Source organism: Affinundibacterium baiyunense (genome assembly GCF_018139645.1).
Taxonomy (GTDB): domain Bacteria; phylum Pseudomonadota; class Gammaproteobacteria; order Burkholderiales; family Burkholderiaceae_D; genus Undibacterium; species Undibacterium baiyunense.
Map to the genome: position 1 here is coordinate 234,594 of NZ_JAGSPM010000005.1, position 22,884 is coordinate 257,477.

General features: G+C 45.3%; 20 protein-coding genes. 8 read left to right on the plus strand and 12 right to left on the minus strand.

All coding sequences use genetic code 11. The annotated features are described in order from the left end of the window. Nucleotides 1–105: 105 nt before the first annotated feature. From KDM92_RS10315 to KDM92_RS10330, 4 genes are all read left to right on the plus strand, one after another. Nucleotides 106–924 (plus strand): TatD family hydrolase, encoded by an 819-nt coding sequence (locus KDM92_RS10315; RefSeq protein ID WP_212684262.1) that lies wholly within the window; start codon nt 106–108, stop codon nt 922–924. Nucleotides 925–929: 5 nt separating this feature from the next. After that, entirely contained in the window at nt 930–3,494 is a 2,565-nt protein-coding gene (locus KDM92_RS10320) for a DNA internalization-related competence protein ComEC/Rec2 (RefSeq protein WP_212684263.1), read from the plus strand. Between the two features lie 78 nt (nt 3,495–3,572). Then, the gene (locus tag KDM92_RS10325) at nt 3,573–4,370 is read left to right on the plus strand and encodes an alpha/beta fold hydrolase (RefSeq protein WP_212684264.1); all 798 of its coding nucleotides are present in this window, start codon (nt 3,573–3,575) and stop codon (nt 4,368–4,370) included. 85 nt (nt 4,371–4,455) lie between these two features. Next, complete coding sequence (locus KDM92_RS10330) at nt 4,456–5,487, plus strand: lipid A-modifier LpxR family protein (protein WP_212684265.1); 1,032 nt, start codon at nt 4,456–4,458, stop codon at nt 5,485–5,487. 70 nt (nt 5,488–5,557) lie between these two features. Here KDM92_RS10330 and KDM92_RS10335 read toward each other — a convergent pair whose 3' ends face one another. Further along, nucleotides 5,558–6,037: a GNAT family N-acetyltransferase gene (locus KDM92_RS10335; protein ID WP_212684266.1), complete on the minus strand. Its 480-nt coding sequence runs from the start codon at nt 6,035–6,037 to the stop codon at nt 5,558–5,560. Nucleotides 6,038–6,371: 334 nt separating this feature from the next. Between KDM92_RS10335 and KDM92_RS10340 the strand changes: the two genes are divergently transcribed. From KDM92_RS10340 to ftsB, 4 genes are all read left to right on the plus strand, one after another. After that, entirely contained in the window at nt 6,372–8,036 is a 1,665-nt protein-coding gene (locus KDM92_RS10340) for a CTP synthase (RefSeq protein WP_212684267.1), read from the plus strand. An 11-nt stretch (nt 8,037–8,047) separates the two neighbouring features. After that, the gene (kdsA, locus tag KDM92_RS10345; protein ID WP_212684268.1) at nt 8,048–8,902 is read left to right on the plus strand and encodes a 3-deoxy-8-phosphooctulonate synthase; all 855 of its coding nucleotides are present in this window, start codon (nt 8,048–8,050) and stop codon (nt 8,900–8,902) included. 245 nt (nt 8,903–9,147) lie between these two features. After that, complete coding sequence (gene eno / locus KDM92_RS10350) at nt 9,148–10,431, plus strand: phosphopyruvate hydratase (protein WP_212684269.1); 1,284 nt, start codon at nt 9,148–9,150, stop codon at nt 10,429–10,431. A gap of 139 nt (nt 10,432–10,570) precedes the next feature. Beyond that, nucleotides 10,571–10,906 (plus strand): cell division protein FtsB, encoded by a 336-nt coding sequence (ftsB, locus tag KDM92_RS10355; protein ID WP_212684270.1) that lies wholly within the window; start codon nt 10,571–10,573, stop codon nt 10,904–10,906. A 93-nt stretch (nt 10,907–10,999) separates the two neighbouring features. Here the strand turns inward: ftsB and waaC are convergent, their stop codons facing one another. The 11 genes from waaC to rfbB form a co-directional block, all read right to left on the minus strand. Next, nucleotides 11,000–11,983 carry a lipopolysaccharide heptosyltransferase I gene (gene waaC, locus KDM92_RS10360; RefSeq protein WP_212684271.1) on the minus strand — a complete coding sequence of 328 codons (984 nt, stop codon included), beginning with the start codon at nt 11,981–11,983 and terminating at the stop codon, nt 11,000–11,002. A 238-nt stretch (nt 11,984–12,221) separates the two neighbouring features. Further along, complete coding sequence (locus KDM92_RS10365) at nt 12,222–13,598, minus strand: phosphomannomutase/phosphoglucomutase (RefSeq protein ID WP_212684272.1); 1,377 nt, start codon at nt 13,596–13,598, stop codon at nt 12,222–12,224. A gap of 50 nt (nt 13,599–13,648) precedes the next feature. Continuing rightward, entirely contained in the window at nt 13,649–15,544 is a 1,896-nt protein-coding gene (locus KDM92_RS10370; protein ID WP_212684273.1) for a polysaccharide biosynthesis protein, read from the minus strand. Between the two features lie 33 nt (nt 15,545–15,577). Further along, complete coding sequence (locus KDM92_RS10375) at nt 15,578–16,138, minus strand: sugar transferase (RefSeq protein WP_212684274.1); 561 nt, start codon at nt 16,136–16,138, stop codon at nt 15,578–15,580. Nucleotides 16,139–16,150: 12 nt separating this feature from the next. Further along, nucleotides 16,151–17,122, minus strand: coding sequence for a UDP-glucose 4-epimerase family protein (locus KDM92_RS10380; RefSeq protein WP_212684275.1), 972 nt, complete (start codon nt 17,120–17,122; stop codon nt 16,151–16,153). Between the two features lie 10 nt (nt 17,123–17,132). Then, nucleotides 17,133–17,945: a glycosyltransferase gene (locus KDM92_RS10385; RefSeq protein WP_212684276.1), complete on the minus strand. Its 813-nt coding sequence runs from the start codon at nt 17,943–17,945 to the stop codon at nt 17,133–17,135. A 43-nt stretch (nt 17,946–17,988) separates the two neighbouring features. Then, a complete protein-coding gene (locus KDM92_RS10390) occupies nt 17,989–19,323 on the minus strand; it encodes a flippase (RefSeq protein WP_212684277.1) in 1,335 nt (444 codons plus the stop codon). 1 nt (nt 19,324) lies between these two features. Further along, nucleotides 19,325–20,266 (minus strand): dTDP-4-dehydrorhamnose reductase, encoded by a 942-nt coding sequence (rfbD, locus tag KDM92_RS10395; RefSeq protein WP_212684278.1) that lies wholly within the window; start codon nt 20,264–20,266, stop codon nt 19,325–19,327. Next, a complete protein-coding gene (gene rfbC / locus KDM92_RS10400) occupies nt 20,263–20,820 on the minus strand; it encodes a dTDP-4-dehydrorhamnose 3,5-epimerase (RefSeq protein ID WP_212684279.1) in 558 nt (185 codons plus the stop codon). Before rfbC ends, rfbD begins: the two co-directional genes overlap by 4 nt. A 9-nt stretch (nt 20,821–20,829) precedes the next feature. Beyond that, on the minus strand, nt 20,830–21,720 hold the full coding sequence (gene rfbA / locus KDM92_RS10405; RefSeq protein WP_212684280.1) for a glucose-1-phosphate thymidylyltransferase RfbA: 891 nt from the start codon (nt 21,718–21,720) through the stop codon (nt 20,830–20,832). Between the two features lie 59 nt (nt 21,721–21,779). Next, nucleotides 21,780–22,841, minus strand: coding sequence for a dTDP-glucose 4,6-dehydratase (rfbB, locus tag KDM92_RS10410; RefSeq protein ID WP_212684281.1), 1,062 nt, complete (start codon nt 22,839–22,841; stop codon nt 21,780–21,782). Between the last annotated feature and the right edge of the window lie 43 nt (nt 22,842–22,884).

Genomic DNA, 22,884 nt, shown 5'->3' on the forward strand with positions numbered 1-22,884 from the left:
TCGATTGTGAAATGCGTTTTATAATCAGATCAGATTGCTTGAGAATGAACCATCTCGGCTAAAGACAAAATAGACACAGAATAGACAAAAATAGGTGAACTAATTATGTGGATAGACAGCCATTGCCATCTTGATGCAAGTGAGTTTTGTGGCAAATCAATAGCCTTAGCGGATGAGGCCGCGCGTATGGGTGTGTCTGCGATTGTTATACCAGCGGTGCATCAAAGCAATTTTTCGGTAGTTGCGGAATTGGCGCGGCAAAGAGCTGATTGTTTTTTTGCCTTGGGCATACATCCTATGTATGTAGCGACTTCGCATGAAGATGATTTGCAACTTCTACGTGCTGAAATTGCGCGCTTATTGAGTGATCCTGACTTGGGGCAAGCATTGGTTGCGGTGGGTGAGATCGGTCTCGATTATTTCGTTCCGGCATTATGTGAGTCACCGTTAAAGGAAAAACAGGAATTTTTTTACAGCGAGCAATTGAAAATAGCACGCGATTTTGATTTGCCTGTGCTGTTACATGTGCGAAAATCACAAGATAAAATATTAAAGTATTTGCGCCGAATTCCGGTACGAGGTGGAATCGCGCATGCTTTTAATGGCAGCACACAACAGGCGCAACATTTTATCGATTTGGGATTTAAATTGGGATTCGGTGGTGCAATGACTTTTACGCGCGCATTACAGATACGTCGTTTGGCCAGCGACTTACCGCTCAGTAGTATTGTGCTTGAGACTGATGCGCCGGACATCGCGCCACGCTGGTGTCATCCAGGGATTAATACTCCGGGTGAGCTAGTACAAATCGGACATGAACTCGCTAGTTTGCGTGGTCTAGATCATTTTGAGACTGCACGACAAACGACTGCGAATGTGCTTGCTGCCTTGCCGCGCATGCAGGCACGTTTTGTCTTGAGATAATTCTAGTGCGTAGCGCGATTCTGAGCTTTGTTCTTGGCGTCGCGTTATTGCAGCAACAGGTCGCTGTATTCGATCTTTTTCCTTTAAGTCTGGCATTTGCGATTTTGTGTTTGTTGGCATGGCAGCTAAGTCGTCGTCAAGTCGGACAAGGCTCTCGATTGATGGCAGTGACCGTCAGGCTAATAATTTGCTTCCTCGCATCCGGAATTGGATTTTGTTGGGCTAGCTTTTTTGCGCATTATCAATTACGTCAAGAATTACCCAAAGAGTGGGAAGGACGGGATTTGCTAGTGCAGGGCGTAATCGATCAATTGCCGGTAAAGACGGATAACGGTACGCGCTTTAATTTTTCCGTCGAACGTTACATTCTTCCTAGCGATTTAGAACGCCAGTTGGGTCGGACAAATAGACAGACTCAATTAAATTCGGTAATACAGCAACAGACACAATCTACACGACAAATCTCGACAGAATCATTTCCTAAGCGGCTGGCGCTGGGGTGGTTCGATGATGCTGATGGAGTGATCGATACACCATCGCTACAACCAGGGCAGCGATGGCAATTGCTGGTTCGTTTGAAACGACCTCATGGCAATGCCAATCCTTACGGCTTCGACTATGAGGCATGGCTGTTTGAGCAGGGCTTGCGGGCGACCGGCAGCGTAAGACTGCGCTTAGGTTCTCACACTGATCTCAATGCGCAAAACGGTAGACCGAATTTACTATTAACTGATTTTGTTTGGAGTCTTTCTAATTTAATCGAACGAAGCCGATTTCACTTGCGTGAGCACATGCTGCGTGATCTCTCTAGCTCAGCTTACGCAGGTGTATTAACTGCCTTAGTGATTGGCGATCAACGCGATATTTCTTCGGCAGATTGGGTCATGTTTAATCGCACTGGGGTCGGTCATTTGATGTCGATCTCAGGTTTGCACATAACGATGATTGCCGGTTTATTTGCCAGTTTGATGCATTTTTTGTGGCGGCATTCTTTCTTTACGCGGGCGCAATTGCCGCTGATAATTCCTGTACCAAAAGTAGCCGTATTGTCAGGTTTGATCGCGGCGATCATCTATGTCGCTTTGGCTGGTTTTGGTGTTCCTGCTCAGCGCACTTTGTGGATGCTAGCTGTGCTGGCGATCGCGATATGGTGTGGCAGAAGCGCGAGCAGCACTCACGTATTAATTCTTGCCTTGGGAGTTGTCGTTGTACTTGATCCTTGGGCTGTATTGTGGCCGGGATTTTGGCTGTCGTTTGGTGCGGTTGGTGTTTTATTGTATTCGAGTGCGGGCAGAATTGAGGTGCGCGCAGCGGCGTCCGATAATCAGGTTTTTTTGCACCAATTTGGATTGCGCAAACTAATGCCGCAGCTGCGCATTGCCGCACGCGCCCAATATGCGATTACCTTTGGATTAGTGCCATTGACCTTACTTCTGTTTTCGCAAATCTCTGTCCTTAGCCCAATTGCCAATGCTGTCGCGATTCCCTTGGTAAGTTTTGTCGTTACGCCGCTGGCATTGTTAGGGAGTGTGTTGCCTGCACCTTTATCCGCTTGGTGCTTATTCGTTGCGCATGAATGTGTCGCGCTTTTGGTGCAATTTCTCGAATTATTAAATAACAGTAGTTTTGCAGTGTGGCATACACCAAAACCAAGTTGGTGGATGTTTGCTGCGGCTAGTTTAGGCTTGCTGTATTTGCTTGCCCCACGTGGTATTCCTATGCGTTGCTTGGGAGCGATGTGCTGTCTGCCTTTACTATTGCAACCCGTACAGGGCCCTGCAAAAGATCATTGGCAGGTGACTGTGTTCGATGTTGGTCAGGGATCGGCTGTGTTGGTGGAAACTGCACACCATCGTCTCCTTTACGATACCGGACCAGGAACTTCGTCCGACAGCAATAGTGGCACGCGAGTATTGCTACCTTACCTGCAAGCACGTGGCATTACACATCTTGATCAATTAATTGTGTCACACAGCGATAATGATCATTCTGGTGGTGCGATTAGCATTTTGAAGAATTTGCAGGTTGATCAATTGCTTTCGTCCTTACCTGAGCACCACCCGATTACGCAGCATGCGAAACAGTCAACGCGTTGTATCGCTGGACAAAGCTGGGAATGGGATGGCATTAGTTTTGAGATTTTGCATCCGTTACCAGTGATTTATACCAGTGATAAATGGAAACCCAATGCGCTTAGTTGCACTTTAAAGATATCAAGTAAATCACATGCGATGCTATTGACGGGCGATATCGAGGCAGTTCAAGAGGATCAGCTAATTCATAGAATCCCCGAAAAACTCGGCGCCGATGTGCTGTTAGTGCCACATCATGGCAGTGGTACTTCGTCAAGTGCTACCTTTCTTCAAGTGGTAAAGCCGAGCTTGGCTTTATTTCAGCTTGGTTATTTGAATCGCTACCATCACCCCAAAGATTCGGTATTGCAACGCTATCTTGATTTTGGAATAAAGCCTCTAAGGACGGACACAAGCGGTGCAATCACATTACAATTTGGCAGCGCGATACAAGTGAGTGAATACCGTAAAGGCCATGCGCGTTATTGGCATCAATAGTATTTTTAGTTTGCTGATTGCATGCGTAGTAGAACTCAATATCGTAGTAAAACAAAGAACAAATCACTTTTCAAACAAATGTCTAAACCTATCGTTCATTTTTGTCACGGCAATAGCTTTCCAGCGGGAAGTTATCGTCAAATGTTTAATGAATTATCTCCACATTACGATATTCAGTATTTAGACATGCATGGACATAATCCGGCTTATCCAGTTACCACCAATTGGCCGTTTTTGGTGCAAGAGTTGATCGATACTTTAGAAGCACGTTACCAAGAACCAGTGATTTTATTAGGACATTCTTTAGGTGGAATTTTATCTTTAATGGCTAGCAGTCAACGTCCTGATTTAGTGCGTTGTGTGGTAATGATTGACTCACCTGTGGTAACTGGTTGGCGCTCTATGTTCTTAAAGACCTTCCGTGTGTTGGGCTTGTTAGAGAAATATTCCCCGGCTCAATTTTCTTTAAAACGACGCATGATATGGCGCGACAAGCAGGAAGCGTTTGAGCATTTCTCATCGAAGGAAAAGTTTGCGATTTGGCCGCCAGAAGTATTGCGCGATTATATTGATGCCGGAATGCAGGATCATCCCGAAGGCATTTGTCTCAAGTTTACCCGCGATATAGAAAGCCAGATCTATATGACCTTGCCAGGCAATCTCGGTGCTGTGGCCAAAAAATGTACACAAGTGCCAATCGGCTTTGTTGGTGGTACTGAGTCGATAGAATGCCGACAAGGTGGATTATCCACCACGCGTCGCTTGTGTGGAGAGAACTTTGTGCAATTGCCAGCCGGGCATTTATTGCCGATGGAAATGCCAGAGAAAACCGCAGCGGCTTGTCATGCGATGATACAGAAATTGCTGAAAAAGTAGCTTTGGCGAAATCCTCACTGTAAATGGTTCAATGCGGTATTGATCGCGTAAAATGGCATTCTCATCTCGCTACCATGAGTTCATTATGCGTTCATCTTTTTCCTTATTTTCGTTTTTGACTATTTCAAGTACAAAATTCAGTGCAGGACAAATTACACGTTCTAGCGCGCTTTCATGTGCGCTGATTTCCTTGTTCATCAACGGTGAAGCGCTGGCGCAGGATAAATTGACCAAAGAACTAGGTGGTTCGTGGTTACCATCGTCTTCTGAGTATCAACAAGTGCAGGCACAAGGTCGTTCTCAGTTTGTTGTAGACGTAGAAAACGATAGTTTGCTAATGAACAAAGATGATGGCTTCTATACCAGTGGAATACACTTAATCCTAAACAAGACGCTGCGTATGCCAAGCCAATCAGTCAGCTATGGTTGGCATTTTGGACAAGAATTATTTACCGCATCTGATATCAAGTTAAAGCCAGAGCAAATCAGCCCAGTTGATCATCCTTATGCGGGATGGATCTACATGGGTGTTTTTCGTGAACTACAAAACAGTGATGGAAGCGGCTTGCGTCTAGGTTTGGATGTGGGTTGCCTTGGTCCCTGTGCTGGTGGTGAATGGACCCAAACCAATTTACATCAGGCTTTAAATCAACCACTGCCGCAAGCATGGCGTACCCAGTTGCAACAAGAGTGGGGTGTGGTTTTAAATGCGGAACTAACACCGGCCCGATGGAGTTGGACGCCAGAGATGGACCTTGGTAGTCGATTCAAATTACGTGCTGGGAATATCTTTACCGATGCTAAGGCTGAGTTAGTCTGGCGTTACGGACATTTAAATGCGCGACGCGAAGATCAAGCTAGTTTTGTATTTGCACGTACCGAATTGCGAGCGAGTGCGTATAACGCAACTTTGCAAGGTGGGTATTTCAATCAACAAAGTTTGTCTATGCATCCACGACGCGTGATACCTGAACTTGAAGTTGGTTATCAATATCGAGGTGAAGTCTGGGGCTTTTATGCATCGGTGCTGCGTCGAGGTAGCGAGATCAAAGAGTTATCGAATGCAAAAGCGGCACAGAATTTTGCCAAACTTCAGTTCATTTATACATTGCAGTAAGCAATTGCATACTTGGTTTTGAGTAGTCGTTTTTCAGCAAGGTAGTTTGCCTAAATTTGTCTGAATCTGTCTAAATATGACTCAGTATCCAATAATCTCGTGCTTTGCCATGAATATGTTTATAGCGGCGAAGTAGTCCCTCGCGTTCAAATTGACATCGTTGCAATACGTTCAGTGAGCGAAAGTTGCTGTCTAACACGCAGGCTTGTACGCGCACTAATCCGATTTCTTGATGTGCCCAATTAGTCAGTGCTTGGCAGGCGCTGCTAGCAATTCCTTTGCCCCAGTAGGAGGGTGATAAGTCATATGCAATCTCCGCACTGAAATTCGCTTTAACGTAGGTGTGAAAACCTATAGTGCCGACTAATTCATCTTGCTGATTGGCGATCGCAAATTTGATTTGTGCTAGTGCTTGTGACCAGTCTTGAGCTTGAATAAATTGTTGTAAATCTTCAGCCGATTTGAGCTGCCAACTAGTGTGCTCTTTTACTTCAGGCAAGGTCAGATAATTGAACCAAATAGGCAAGTCTTTGGCGAGTATCGGTCTCAAGCGATACCCACTTAAATTAAGTGCGGGTAGCGGTGATGTGTCGAAAGGGCTTTTGGTATTTGTTTTTGTCCCCAGCGAGATGTTGGGACGATTGAATTTGGGAAAGCCAAAGTTCACTTTGTTTTTTAACCTTATTGTAAATAATTGTATTTTATGAACAGCTTCGACTGATTAAATTGTCGGTGGATTAATTAAATTAATCGTTTAAATAAATGCAATTTAGCATTATTTTTGGCGTGCTACCAACGCAAAAAAACTTCCTAGTGGCGTGCGCCTCTGGGCATCATGCGGTATAATTCGAATTTCCCGCTTGTGCCGTTGGGCACCTTCTGCAATGACTAAGTTCGTATTCGTTACTGGGGGCGTCGTCTCCTCTCTAGGCAAAGGCATCGCTGCTGCCTCACTCGCTGCTATTCTTGAATCGCGCGGCCTCAAAGTTACCATGCTCAAACTCGATCCTTACATCAATGTGGATCCGGGTACTATGAGCCCATTCCAACATGGTGAAGTATTCGTTACCGATGACGGTGCTGAGACGGATTTGGATTTGGGGCACTATGAGCGTTTCATCTCTGCGAAGATGAAAAAAGTGAATAATTTCACGACCGGCCAAATTTATGAATCGGTGATTCGCAAAGAGCGTCGTGGTGAATACTTGGGTAAAACAGTGCAAGTTATTCCGCACATCACGAATGAAATTCAAGAATACATTCATCGCGGTTCTGCCGGATTTGATGTGGCCTTGGTTGAGATCGGTGGTACGGTGGGTGATATTGAGTCCTTACCTTTCTTAGAGGCAGCACGTCAATTAAGTTTGCGCGCTGGTAAAAATTCATCTGCTTTCGTGCATTTAACCTTGGTTCCTTTCCTGGCGTCGGCTGGTGAATTGAAAACCAAACCGACCCAGCACAGTGTACAAAAATTGCGTGAAATCGGTATCTTCCCTGATGCCTTATTGTGCCGTGCTGATCGCCGTATTCCGGATGATGAACGTGCCAAGATTTCGTTATTCTCAAACGTCGCTGAAGAAGCAGTGATTTCTGTTTGGGATGCCGATACGATTTATAAGATTCCACAAATGTTGCATGATCAAGGCTTAGACAAGATCATCTGCGACAAATTAGGTCTGGCACCAAAACCAGCCGATTTGAGCATGTGGGATAAGCTCATCTACGCATTAGATAATCCAAAAGAAGAGGTCACGATCGGCATGGTAGGAAAGTATGTCGATTTGACGGAGTCCTACAAATCGTTAACAGAAGCATTGCGTCATGCTGGCATTCATACTGAAAGTCGCGTGAATATCGAGTACGTTGATTCCGAAGAAATCGAAGCCCATGGCACCAAGGCCTTGGAAAAATACGATGCGATTCTGGTTCCAGGTGGCTTCGGTAAACGCGGCGTAGAAGGCAAAATTTTGGCAGCACGTTATGCACGTGAAAACAAAATTCCTTACCTCGGTATTTGCTTAGGCATGCAAGTCGCCTTGATCGAATACGCACGCAATAAAGCGGGCTTGGCGATGGCGAATTCGACTGAGTTTGATCTCGAAACAGAACAACCCGTGGTTGCTTTGATCAATGAATGGCAAAGCCACGATGGTAAAGTCGAATTGCGCGATGAAAATTCCGATCTCGGTGGCACCATGCGTTTAGGTGCACAGACCTGCGCGGTTCAACCAAATACTTTGGCATCCGATATTTACGGTAATGTTGTGACCGAGCGTCACCGCCATCGTTACGAGGCAAATAATCACTATTTGAAACGCGTCGAAGATGCGGGCTTGGTCGTATCAGCGCGTACCCCGACTGAAGATTTGTGCGAAATTATTGAATTGCCGAAGAGCGTGCATCCATTCTATTTAGGTGTGCAATATCATCCTGAATTCAAATCGACACCACGTGATGGTCATCCATTATTCACTGCATTTGCAAAAGCGGCCTTGGCACACAAAGCAGCAACCAAAGCCGCTTTGGTGAACAATCAAGCGCAAGCATAAGGAGTTTGACCATGAAATTATGTGGATTTGACGTTGGTTTGGATCAGCCGTTCTTTTTGATCGCAGGTCCTTGTGTGATCGAGTCGCATCAAATGGCGATGGATACGGCAGGTGCTTTGAAAGTGATCACGAGTGAACTCGGTATTCCTTTCATTTATAAATCGTCTTTCGATAAAGCAAATCGCTCCTCCGGTACGTCTTTCCGTGGCTTAGGCATGGAAAAGGGTTTGGAGATTTTGGCTGATGTGAAGAAGCAATTGAATGTGCCAGTGCTGACGGATATTCATGAAATCGATGAAATCAAACCAGTGGCAGCGGTGGTCGATGTTTTGCAAACGCCTGCATTTTTGTGTCGTCAAACCGACTTCATTCAAGCTTGTGCACAATCCGGCAAGCCGGTGAATATCAAAAAAGGTCAATTTTTAGCACCACACGACATGATCAATGTGATCGCAAAAGCGCGCTTGGCGGCAAAGCAAGCTGGCTTGCCAGAAGATAATTTTATGGCCTGCGAACGTGGCGTGTCCTTTGGTTATAACAATCTCGTATCCGATATGCGTTCATTAGCCATCATGCGCGAAACCAATTGCCCAGTCGTATTCGATGCAACGCATTCTGTACAGCTGCCTGGTGGTCAAGGTACCTCGTCTGGTGGTCAACGCGAATTCGTACCGGTATTGGCGCGTGCTGCTGTGGCGGTGGGTATTTCAGGCTTGTTTATGGAAACGCATCCGAACCCAGCTCAAGCGATGTCTGATGGTCCGAATGCAGTTCCACTCGGACGTATGAAAGAATTGCTCGCAACCTTATTAGATTTAGATCGTATCGTTAAGAAAAACGGATTTTTAGAATCTAGTTTTAATTAAGACCAAATGCCTCGCAAAGCCGATTGGTTTTGCGGGGCAAATTTTTATCATCGGTTTCAATGTATGAATGGATGATGATCGCTGCAAAACCATATATGTGTTTTGAAGAAGAGACTCGATGCAGACCAAACGAAATACTCGAATTGTGTGCGCAGTTTCTACAAGATTAGACCCGATTGTTTGTGATGCGTCGCATCAGACTTGAAATCAATATTTTTGTCATTTGATTGTTTAGGAGAATTTGCATGAGTGCTATCGTTGATATTATCGGTCGTGAAGTAATTGATTCACGCGGCAATCCAACTGTGGAATGTGATGTGTTGTTGGAGTCTGGCGTAATGGGTCGTGCTGCTGTACCTTCAGGTGCATCAACAGGCTCTCGTGAAGCGATCGAATTGCGCGATGGTGACAAGTCTCGCTACATGGGTAAGGGTGTATTGAAAGCCTGTGAAAACATCAACACCGAAATCGCTGAAGCGATCATGGGTTTAGATGCGAACGAACAAGCGTTCTTGGATCGTACCTTGATCGATTTAGATGGCACAGAAAACAAAGCACGCTTAGGTGCAAACGCGATGTTGGCGGTATCGATGGCGGTAGCGAAAGCAGCTGCTGAAGAAGCTGGTTTGCCGTTGTATCGTTATTTCGGTGGCTCAGGCGCAATGCAATTGCCTGTACCAATGATGAACGTGATCAACGGTGGTGCGCATGCGGATAATAATTTGGACTTGCAAGAGTTCATGATCATCCCAGTTGGCGCACCTACTTTCCGTGAAGCGATTCGCTACGGTGCTGAAGTATTCCATAGCCTGAAAAAAATCTTGCACGACAAAGGTTTGACGACAGCGGTTGGTGACGAAGGTGGTTTCGCACCTTCCGTAGAAAACCACGAAGAAGCGATCAAATTGATCATTCAAGCGATTGAAGCGGCTGGTTACACACCAGGCACGCAAATCGCCTTGGGCTTAGATTGCGCCGCGAGCGAATTCTACAAAGATGGCAAATACCATTTGGAAGGCGAAGGCTTGACTTTGTCTTCAACAGATTTCACTAACTTGTTAGCAACTTGGTGCGATAAATATCCAATTATCTCTATCGAAGACGGCATGGCTGAAGGCGATTGGGAAGGTTGGGCGATTCTGACTGAAAAACTCGGTAAGAAAGTACAGATCGTTGGTGACGATTTGTTCGTAACGAATACCAAGATTTTGAAAGAAGGCATACAAAAAGGTATCGCTAATTCTATCCTGATCAAGATCAACCAAATCGGTACTTTGACAGAAACGTTTGCTGCCATCGAAATGGCAAAACGTGCTGGTTACACTGCCGTAATTTCACATCGTTCTGGTGAAACCGAAGACAGCACGATCGCTGACATCGCAGTCGGTACAAATGCGTTGCAAATTAAAACTGGCTCGATGTCTCGTTCTGATCGAATGGCGAAATACAATCAATTGTTGCGTATCGAAGAAGATCTGGGCGAAATCGCTAGCTACCCAGGTCGTGATGCGTTTTACAATTTGAGGTAATGATGATGAATCGCAACTACTGTGATTGATTAGTGTACTAAAAAGGGGAAGTTCACTTCCCCTTTTTATCCTTATGAAATATAGTCCAGCTGTTCGTTCTGGTCATTCTGATTCTCATTCTAAATTTGATTAAAATCGCATGCGTCTTATCACCATTGCCTTGTTAGCCTTGCTAGTCCTGATCCAGTATCCGCTGTGGTTAGGTAAGGGCGGTTGGCTGCGCGTATGGGAATTGGACAAGCAAGTGAATGCAGCCCATGCAAAAAATGAAGAATTGAAAGCGCGCAATGCGAAATTAGATTCTGAAGTACAAGATTTAAAGAGCGGTACAGCCGCAGTTGAAGAACGTGCCCGTTTTGAACTTGGAATGATTAAAAAAAACGAAATCTTTGTACAGATTTTGGATGCGGGAAGTAAGTTAGAAAGTAAGCCCCAAACCAGTGTTCACAAACCAGCGAGCGTGAAACCAAATTAAGTTAGCTTAAGCCTCTATAAGTTATATCAGAACTATTTGCTCATCAGTAAATTTGTGTGATCGAAGCAATTTAGTGTTTGACGCGAATATTGATTACTTGCGTTTCCCCAGTAATTTTTCAAACGCGATTTCAACTTCTGCAACGCTTGGTGGTTTTCCCTGATCGCCTAAATTAATGATCTTGTCTGACCAGTTTCCCTCAGTCTTCCATTTTGGTGAGTCGCAATAAAGTTCGACGGTCGGTGTCTCATAGGCGGCAGCGATGTGAACTAAGCCTGTATCTACACCTATGACCAGGGCAGCTTTTTGCGCTAATACCGTAGCTTCTTGCATCGATAATTTGGGTAATACAACTGCATTGCTCATGTGTTCTGCCATTGCTTCCGCTTCGCGTTTTTCCGTTTCGCTACCCCATGGCAGCAAGATAGGCCAGCCCGTTACCTGTAAATCGCGTGCGGTGCCTATCCAATTGTGACGCGACCACTTTTTCGATTCTCCTGCGGTGCCATGAAAGAACACGATGTAGGGCGTTGCGGGCATCCATGCTGGATGTAAATCGAGCTTTTGCAAACCAAAACTCGCAGGTGTATCGACTTTGTAATTCAGTGCTGCAGCTGCCACCAAGCGACCACGAAGAACAGCATGGGTTCGACGATCAACTGGGATGCTCACATCATGAAAAATTCTGGAAATACCTTCATATCCAGATCCCTCCGTGCCATTTGCTAAACCGACCTTTTTTCCATTGGATGACTTGCGTGCCATGCCCATGATGATGCCCGTTTTTAGCAAACCTTGTGTGTCAAAAACAAAGTCGTAAGCTTCTTCACGTAGGGTGCGATAAAAATGTTTGATCTCCGCACGCGTTTCTTTATTGCCCAAATTCTTACGCCAGCGTCGTTGCGCGTAGGCGATGACTTTATTGACCTTGGGTTGAAGTTTAACCAAATTCACATAGGCTTCTTCCACCACCCAATCAATTTGTGCGTCGGGATAATGTGCTTTGATGTCATCGACCATGGGCATATTGTGGAGGACATCGCCGAGGGAGGAAACGCGGATCAATAGAATTTTCACGTTATTGAATTGATTTGATTTGATTAAAAAAATGACTGTCAGCTATTTGAATTCTGCTTGTGTTTACTCCCTTCTCCCGCGAGCGGGAGAAGGGCAGGGGATGAGGGACGTCGCGCAGGTAAAATGAAGTTTCGTTTTAGCATCCAAATAGAACGACATTTCATATGCGTTTCGCCAACCTGAACTACCCTCACCCCAACCCTCTCCCGCCTGCCGGAGAGGGGGTGTTCAACTGAATTTAATAGGGTAAAACCGCATCCGGTTTTACTGTCAAAATTGCTGCTTTCAACGCAGCCTGAATTCGTGCTAACGCTTCTGGTGTTTCTGCTTCAAAACGCATAACAATAACGGGTGTCGTGTTCGAAGAACGCGCCAGTCCAAAGCCATCCGGATATTCAACACGTAAACCATCGATGTCAATGATCTCGGTCGCATCTGGGAAATGGGCATTTTTTTGCATCTCAGCGATGATGGCAAAATTTTCGCCTTCACTTAATTTGACTTGTAACTCTGGCGTACTGCTTGATTGCGGTAAATCTTTCAAGGTCGTGGTCATATCTGCTACCTTGCTGAGAATTTCTAACAAGCGTGCACCTGCATACAAGCCATCGTCGAAGCCATACCAACGATCTTTAAAGAATACATGACCACTCATTTCGCCACCGAGCGGTGAGCCGGTTTCTTTGAGTTTGGCTTTGACCAGTGAGTGACCAGTTTTCCACATTAAGGGTTGGCCGCCATGTGACTTAATCCAGCTAGATAAATGGCGCGTGCATTTCACGTCATATAAAATTTGCGCACCCTTATTGCGACTTAATACATCGGCGGCAAACAACATCAACTGGCGATCTGGGTAAATGATGTGACCATCTTTGGTGACGACGCCAAGTCGATCACCATCACCGTCAAACGCGAGACCAATTTCTGCGTCAGAATTTTGTAAACAACGAATCAGATCTTGCAGATTTTCTGGGTGCGCAGGATCTGGATGATGATTCGGGAAATTGCCATCAACTTCGCAAAATAACTCAGTCACTTCGCAACCCATCGCACGGTATAAGTCACCTGCGAATGCGCCAGCGACACCATTGCCGCAGTCCACCGCAATCTTGATTTTGCGTGTGAGCTTGACGTCGCTGACGATGCGTTCCAAATATGCCGCTTTGATGTCATGGGTGCTGTATGTTCCTTCACCAACCGCGAAGTCTTTGGCGACGATGCGGTCGTACAAGGCGAGTATGGTATCGCCATAAATCGCTTCGCCTGCTAACACCATTTTGAAGCCGTTGTAGTCAGGCGGATTATGACTGCCCGTGACCATGATGCCGGATGTCGCGCCTAATACGTTGGTGCCGAAATACACCATCGGCGTGGCGACTACACCGAGGTCAATCACATTGATGCCTGTCGCTTGCAAGCCCATTGCCAAGGCTGCCGCTAATGACGGACCCGATAAGCGTCCATCGCGACCGATGACGACGGTTTTCTCACCTTTGGCAAGCGCAGCACTACCGAAGGCTTGTCCAATCGCGTAAGCAACATCGGCGTCTAAAGTCTTATCGATGATGCCACGAATGTCGTAGGCTTTAAAAATACTTTTGGAAAGTAGGGACATAAAATTTACCTGTAAATTAATTTTTTTAAAACCTCTCAATACAGAGGCTTTTATGTTTTGTTCTTCAACTGCCAAATAAAATCTTCAATACCGCACTGCGGTTGATATTCAATAACCAATCGCTGTATCAAACTGCGAATTTTTTCATAATCAAAATGCTGGCAGGCTTGCTCTAATTCTTCTAATGCTGCTTGTAATTCTTCCCAAACTAATTCGGCTTCTTGCGCGCGCATAATCAGTGGATGCGTGGTACGTTCTACATTGTCGCCAATCAGCAATTCTTCGTATAACTTTTCACCTGGACGTAAACCGACTTCACGGATTTCTATCGTACCTTCCGGATGCTCGGTTGATTTCACTTCCAAACCGCACAAATGTACCATGCGACGTGCTAAATCGATGATGCGGACAGGTTCGCCCATATCGAGTACAAACACATCACCACCTTGTCCCATTGCACCCGCTTGCAATACCAATTGTGCCGCTTCGGGAATAGTCATGAAGTAGCGTGTTATTTCTGCATGCGTCAAGGTAATAGGACCGCCTTGCATGATTTGTTTGCGGAATAGTGGAACCACTGAACCAGAGGAGCCTAGTACATTGCCAAAGCGAACCATACAAAATCGTGTGCCAGTTTGACGACGTGCGTTGGCTTGTAAGATAAGTTCGGCCAAGCGTTTAGTCGCGCCCATCACATTGGTTGGGCGCACAGCTTTGTCTGTCGAGATTAAGACGAATTGTTTAACGCCGGCATCGATTGCTGCTTGTGCTAATTTGTAGGTGCCAAATACATTATTGCGTATGCCCTCGATGGGATTGTGTTCGACCAGTGGAACATGTTTATAGGCGGCAGCGTGATATACCGTATCAATCTGAAAGCCACGGAAAATTTTGTCTAGCTTTGCGCTATCGTGTATCGAACCTAAGAAAGGTTTGATTTCGCATTTCAATTGTAATTGATCGCGCAAAGCACTTAATTCTTGCTCTATCGAATACAGTGAAAATTCTGACATTTCCAATAGCATTAAGCTGTTGGGTTTTTGGCGCAAAATTTGGCGACATAATTCCGAACCGATAGAGCCGCCGGCGCCGCTGACTAAAACATTTTTATTGGTAATACAGGTGGCTAGCAATGCTTCATCTGGCTCCACCTGATCGCGTCCTAGCAAGTCTTCAATTTCGACATCGCGAATATCTTGCACACGTAATTCACCATTGATCAAACTTTTGATCGATGGCGTGACTTTGACGCGCACCTTATAAGTTTCCAGATGATCGAGAATTTGTTTTTGTTTGGCTTTTGAAATACTGGGTAGAGCAAGCAAGACTTCTTTGATACCAAAGTATTTCACTAGTTGAGGAATTTGCTCAACCGCATAAACTTTGATGCCCGCGATTGAAGAACCATGCATGGAACGATTGTCATCGATGAAGGCGATGCAATCGAGTTCGTGTCCAGCGCGCAAAGCATTGGCCAGCTGCATGCCAGCGGTACCCGCACCATAAATGGCGATTTTGGTTGCGTTGGGATTGCGTCGCAAACCGCCGAGATAAGCGCGTGCCGCTAGGCGACTTGCACCGACGTAAAGTATTGCGCCAGACCAGTAAATGACAAAGACCGCACGGGAGATTGCGGTTAGCTGCAACATAAAACTGAGAAAGGCAAGCGCCAATACAGATAGACTTACGCCGATGATAACGACACTGACCATTTTGTGATCAATGTAACGTATCACTGCGCGGTATAAACCAATTTTGATGAAGATCGGAATGGCGAATAGAGGTACTGCTGCGATTAACCAAGCATAGTGTTTGATTAATTCAATATTAATCGTCTCATAGCGAGTAAGGATCGCCAGCATAAACGCAAGCGGCAAAAAAATGGCGTCAACAGCGCCCGCAATAATTTGCTTTTGTAAGCGTGGAAGATTAACTAATGCTTGCATCATGATTTAGGAGTTTGCCCAGTTTGATTTGTCTTAGTGGGTCACGCCATCACGTTTAATCACTTTAAAGAAAGTGCGAAACAAAATTTGAATATCTAATAGCAATGATTGATGCTGTAAATAATAAGCATCCAACTCAACTTTTTGCGGGATCGGTAGTTCGTCGCGACCATTGATCTGCGCCCAACCAGTTAAACCAGGAACGATGGTGTGAACTTGTTTTTCGGTGCGCAAAGCAATTAAATCCGCTTGATTATAAAGAGCCGGGCGTGGGCCAACAAAACTCATATCGCCTTTGAGAATACTCCATAATTGTGGCAATTCATCTAGACTTGATTTACGCAAAAACGAGCCAACCGGCGTCAGATACTGATCTGGATTACTTAATAAATGGGTCGCAACTGCTGGCGTATCAATTCGCATAGAGCGAAACTTTGGCATCTTGAAAATACGATTGTAGCGACCAACACGATCAGACCAATAAATCACAGGTCCTTTTGACGTGAGTCTAACCATCAACGCAACGACGATGAATGGAATCACTAAGATGATGGCCGCTATCAAAGCGAGTATTAAGTCAGCTAGTCTTTTCATAAATTTTACTTATTAATTTGAATGAGGCTTGTGATCTGAAATCAGGCTTGCAGCACTTTCCCGCAAACCTTGCTGTATGGTGAAAGGTGGCGACCACTCCATTTGCTTCTGCGCTTTTTGGCTATCGACACGTAGTGATTGACACAAACGATCCGTAATATTTTTTTTGCCAAGTAATTTTGCCGCAAAAGTCATCAAGCTAACTGGGAAGGGAAGCAGGCGTGAAGGCACTTCTAGCGCTTTTGCCGCTTCTTGTAGCAATTCTGTTGTGGATAAATCTTTGCCATCCGAAATCAAAAACACTTGGTTAAATGCACGCGGGTCTTGCACACAATGCAGAATAAAGTCGCACAAATTTTTAACGAAGACAAAACTACGTTGGTTATGAATACTGCCTAGCGGCAGCGGGATCTGTTTTTTAACCCAAATTAATAAGCTAAGAAAGTTTGCGCCAACCCCCTTGCCGTAGACTAAAGGAGGACGAATGATGGTGATTGCCATACCTGACCGTTGCCCTAGTTCTAGCAATGCTGCTTCGGCTTCTTGTTTGGATATACCGTAAGGATCAGTTGCCGACGGAGGATCGTTTTCTGAGAATGCTTGCCCATTCATAGTCATTTCACCATTGACTTTGATGGAACTTAAATAAATAAACTGACGCACTCCTGCAGCGGCAGCTTGCTCAGCTAAGCGTAAACTCCCGTACAAATTGACTTCACGAAATGCGGCCAAAGGATCGCTGGCAGTATCGTTCATCACATGCACTCGCGCAGCACAATGAATTACGGTGTGCACATTGTTTAAATGCGGCTGCCAATCAGTTTGACGATCGATGTTTTGAATTTGGCTCGCCCATGAATGTGACGTTGCATTTTTGCTTGTACGGATAGGACAAATGACTTCGCGATTTTGCGCCAAAGCCATTTGTAAAAGATGTGAGCCAACAAAACCAGTTGCACCCGTGATGAGGATTTTATTGTTCATAGTGCCGCAACTAATTTTTGGTATCTGGTGCGCTTTTGCCAGAATAGGCAGGGCTTAGACGCAAGTATCGACGTAATAGAAACTTGGAGAAGCTGTGAAAGAACCAGCGTGCATGCTGCGAGAAAATATTGCGATTCTTATGTGCCGCAGTATGAATAGCTTTTAAGTGCGGGTAATAGTAGACCGCTTGCTGATGATAGAGTCGGGCGCGGAAACAGATATCGACATCTTCAAAATACATAAAATAACTAGGATCGAATCCACCTAGAGCGCGATAAAGCGCGGGTTCAAACGCTAAGAATGCGCCAGAGGCCCATTCAACCGCAATCGCATCTGTCGCTGCGGCGATTCTATCTTTGTCGTAAGTTTCGCTGAAGGTGTTCACCAAAGGCATCTTCATAATCGATAACATGCCTGGAAAGTGTCGAATATTTTTATCAGGCACCTGCATCGCTTGATCTCGGTAGAGATTGAGCGTTGCGATCTCGTGGCCTGAAGTGCGCATCTTTTCCGTAAGGGAAAATACGGTTTCAGGCGTAACGGTAATATCAGGATTCATCACCAGAAAGAAATCGTAAACCTCGAAACCTGATTGCGCTTCAATCAATTTGAACAAGTAATTATTATTCTCGCCAAATCCTAGACCGGCGTCAGCATCGGTGTAAAACACTTGATGTTGCTCGCAGAAGGTTTTTAATTTGGCAGCTGGTTTATTATCTTTGATCCAAATTTTTAGATGCGTGCGTTCGTCCAACAGTCCGCCTAGCCGACTGTCGATTAAAAGTTGCTCGTGTCCATGACTAATAATAGCAACATGAATCATCTAGGCAATCCTACTAAATTCGTTGGTTGATGAGTCTTTTGCATCACGATGATAAAAGTGTTTGATTGGTCGAGTCAGATTTAAATAGACGACGTGCCGCAAAGTGTAATAGTACCCAATCCACGCTTACTCGACAGACCCAAGCAAAGGCTGCTCCCATTAAACCAAATTCTTTTGTGAGTAAAACCAGTAAGGCCATATAAAAGAATAATTCGAATAAATGGAATAACGCCGTTGTTTTGGTATTGCCCGTTGCGTGTAGCAGGGTATATGGTACTACAGCGATGCCGTTAATAAAGGTACCGAATACTAAAACGACAGTGATAGGGAAAGCTTTTTGTGCAAATTCGGGTGAAATCCACCATGAGAATCCAGGATAAGCGATCACTAAAGTCAGCACGCATAGCCCCGCCATGATTTTTACCATGCGGCGTAAGTTACTAGAGTAGGAAAGATGTAGTTCTGTTCTTTGCGCAATTGTGGCGAAGACGGGCATTAATGCACCGCAAATAGCGATAGGGATCATCAGTAAGCGCATCAAGCCTTCTTGTGGAATCGCATATTCTGATAATTTATCCGCACCCACCAAGGCGCTGACGAAAAAACGATCACCATAAACCATCAACGGACTCACTATCCCAGTCACTGTGACCCAAAATCCATATGAGACAAGCTGACGGATTTGCAGCTTCATGCTTCCCATATTTCCTTTGAGCTCTGCTACTTGGTGGCGAATAAATAAATAGTGTTTGAGTTGAAATGCGCCGTATAAAACCGTGATCAAGCGGGCCGCAACCAAGTAAATGGTGATTTTCCACAAGCTATTGCCATGCAGCATGATCGATAGCGCAGGCAGAATAAACATGCTAAACCCAAGAAAAATCTTGTTAATGTTGGACTCTTTAAATTGACCGAGTCCCTCAAGTGCGCCACGCATGCCGCTGGTGAGCGTTGCAGGAATCACCCCAAGTGCGGTGATTTGTAAAGCAAGCTTGGTTTCGTGCTGCCATGTCGGCGTAATTTTTAACCAATCGTGTGCCAATGGATAGGCGAATCCCATGATCAGTAAGAAACCAAGCACGCCAGTTACTGCGGTGAGTAATAATCCTGCGTTCAGAATATGGTGGATCGCATATCGACGGTGCTCAGCATTCGCTTCCAGCATTGAGCTTTGAAGACGACTGACCTCATAGGTTAAAGCACGTCCAGCACCAAAATCAAAAAAATTGAAATACCCAATCAAGGCCCAAATCAGCGTCAATACGCCGAATCCTTCGGCGCCTAATTCTCTTAAGGTGTAAGGAATGCAGAACGCTGCCGCGAGCAAGGGGGAACCGCTGCCAATCAGATTCCAGATGGTATTTCTTCTTAGTGACATATCAGTTGTCAGCTTCGCGCTGTTTGGCTTCTGCCATCGCTTGTAGGCAAGCATGTAAAGCTTTATCCCAAGCAGGTAGCACAATACCAAATTGTTGAACTAGCTTGGTTTTATCCAAACGTGAATTTTGTGGTCGTTGAGCCGGGGTAGGATAAGCTGAGCTTGGAATGCCGTGTATTTGCGGCAGCGGTGCGCTTAACAAACCAAGCTGTGCCGCATACGTCACAATCTCTTGGCTGAATTCGCACCAATTGGTCACGCCATCTGGCGTTAGGTGATAAATGCCTTGGTGTGTTTGCCACCATGTCATTGGGTATTCTGCTTGTTGTAATTGAGCCAGAATTTGTTTCGTGGCATCGCTCAGAAACATAGTTGAACTAGGTGTGCCCCATTGATCTGCGACGATATTGAGCTCAGGCTTTTCTTTTGCTAAGCGCAAAATCGTTAGTAGGAAATTTTTGCCGAAGTCAGAATACACCCAACTCGTGCGAAGAATGATATGCGCACATCCGCTATCGACTATCGCCTGTTCGCCTGCCAGTTTGCTGGCACCGTATACATTGAGCGGCGCGCATTGATCTTGTTCTGTGTAGGCGCTAGCCGTTCCATCCGAATTGACTTTACCACCATCGAAAACATAGTCAGTTGAAAAGTGGATTAAGCCAATACTCAAACGCTTTGCTTCTTGTGCCAAGACGGCCGGAGCTTCGGCGTTGACGCGATAAGCTAGTTCGCTTTCTTTTTCTGCCAAATCGACCGCAGTGTAGGCAGCCGGATTGATGATCAAATCGGGTTTGCATTGTTGAATGTAGGACGCAATCGATGCACTGTTTGATAGATCTAAATCGGCTCGGCGTGGGGTGATCAGTTCAGCGACATCAGCTAAATTTGTCGCTAAAGTACGACCAAGTTGACCGCTTGTTCCCGTCAACAAAATTCTCATGCAAAAACCTCAGCATTTGCCAATAATTTGCCCAATTGATCTTTGCCAGACAAAGCAGGTGCGCCATTCACAACACTATCAAGTGGCCAGTGAATTCCTAATGCAGGATCATTCCACAGAAGGCAGCGCTCATATTCTGGTGCCCAATAGTCGGTTGTTTTATACAGAAATTCCGCATAGTCACTGGTAACAATAAATCCATGGGCGAAGCCAGGTGGAATCCACATTTGGCGAGAATTGTTGGCGGATAAAACCGCTGAGGTCCATTTGCCGAAGTTCGGTGAACTACGACGTACATCAACTGCGACGTCGAATACTTCACCTGCGATTACGCGTACCAATTTACCTTGCGCATGTTGAATTTGATAATGTAATCCACGCAATACACCTTTGGCAGAGCGAGAATGATTATCTTGTACAAATTCTGTCTGGATGCCTGTGCATGCTGCAAAGGTTTTGGCATTAAAGCTCTCGTAAAAAAAGCCACGTTCATCGCCAAATACTTTGGGCTCTAAAATAAGGACTTCTGGTAAATCAGTTTGGATAATATTCATAAAATACTTTTAAAAACTTTTTTGATTCAGCAAGCGCAACAAGTACTGGCCGTACTCATTTTTCTTTAAGGGCTGTGCAAGTTGTTCAAGTTGTGCGGCGCTAATATAGGCTTTACGAAAGGCGATCTCTTCAGGACAGGCCACTTTTAGACCTTGGCGTTTTTCTATCGTAGCGATAAATTGACTTGCATCTAAAAGGGAGTCATGCGTACCAGTATCCAACCACGCCATACCGCGCCCCATCAATTCAACCTTCAACTGACCCTGTTGTAAATAGACATTATTCACATCAGTAATTTCTAATTCGCCACGTGCCGAAGGTTTGATGTTGGCTGCAATATCGCAAATTTGTTGGTCGTAAAAATACAGACCTGTGACGGCGTAGTTTGATTTTGGTTTGAGTGGTTTTTCTTCTATGCTAATCGCATTGCGCTGTGCGTCAAAATCCACCACACCATAGCGTTCAGGATCATGCACGTGGTAAGCAAAAACGGTTGCGCCATCTTGATTGTTATCCGCACTACGCAGCATCGCTTCAAACTCGTGACCGTAATAAATATTGTCACCTAGAATTAGAGCGGACGGTGAATTACCGACAAATTCTTTACCGATAATGAAAGCTTGTGCTAACCCATCTGGCGAAGGTTGAACCGCATAGCTGAGATTAATTCCCCATTGTGCGCCATCACCAAGAAGTTCTTGAAAGCGAGGTGTATCTTGTGGTGTTGAGATAATGAGAATGTCTCGTATGCCCGCTAACATCAATGACGTTAGTGGGTAATAAATCATCGGTTTATCGTAGATCGGTAACAACTGCTTGGATACCGACTTCGTCACAGGATAAAGACGGGTGCCTGAGCCGCCTGCCAATATGATGCCTTTACGTTGAGTTTGCGTCATGTAGGTCTCTTCTTTTTGGTTTTCTGAGATGTCTTGGTTGCTACGGATTTACTCAGGGCTTATGCCTGATTTTGATATTGCAGATTAACCCAATTCTTGTATTCGCCAGAGAGAACTTGTTCGGTCCATGCATCGTTTGCCAAGTACCAGCTAATCGTTTTACGCAAACCAGTTTCAAATGACTCGGCTGGTTTCCAACCAAGTTCGCGCTCAATTTTGCGTGCGTCAATCGCATAGCGTTTATCGTGGCCGGGTCTATCTTTTACATGGCGAATTTGATCGCGATAGCTGCCATTCGCTTTTGGCTGCAATTCATCTAGTAGATCGCAAATGGTGTGCACCACATTTAAATTGGTTTTTTCGTTCCAACCACCGATGTTATAGGTTTCACCCGGACGACCCGACTCTAAAACGCGGCGAATGGCAGCGCAATGGTCGCTCACGTATAACCAATCTCTGACTTGGCTACCATCACCATAGATCGGTAAATCTTTTCCGGCGCGAGCATTGGTAATTACCAGTGGAATCAGTTTTTCTGGAAAGTGCAGAGGACCGTAGTTGTTGGAGCAATTGGTGGTTAAGGTCGGTAAACCATAAGTATGGTGGTAAGCGCGGACCAGATGATCGGATGCAGCTTTTGATGCAGAGTAAGGGCTATTCGGCGCGTAAGGGGTGGTTTCCGTAAATGGCGGATCATTCGCTTCTAAGCTGCCATACACCTCATCGGTTGAAACATGCAAAAAGCGAAATGCCGCTTTTTCTGCATCTGGCAGAGCTTGCCAATAGCTCCGAACGGATTCTAAAAGGCTAAACGTGCCGTTGACATTGGTTTCGATGAAAGCGGCAGGACCATGAATCGAACGGTCAACATGGCTTTCTGCTGCAAAATGAACAATCGCTCGGGGTTGGTGCTCTTGTAATAGACGATTAACCGTTGCTTTGTCATTAATGTCGGCATGCACAAACAAATGACGTGTGTCATCTTTTAGTGAACTGAGATTATTAAGATTGCCAGCATAGGTGAGCTTATCCAGATTAATGACCGCCTCATTATTTGTTGCGAGCCAATTCAGAACAAAATTTGCGCCAATGAAGCCTGCGCCGCCAGTCACTAAAATCATGCTGAAATCCGATCTTGAATGTTTTTTTATGAAAGTCCGCAAT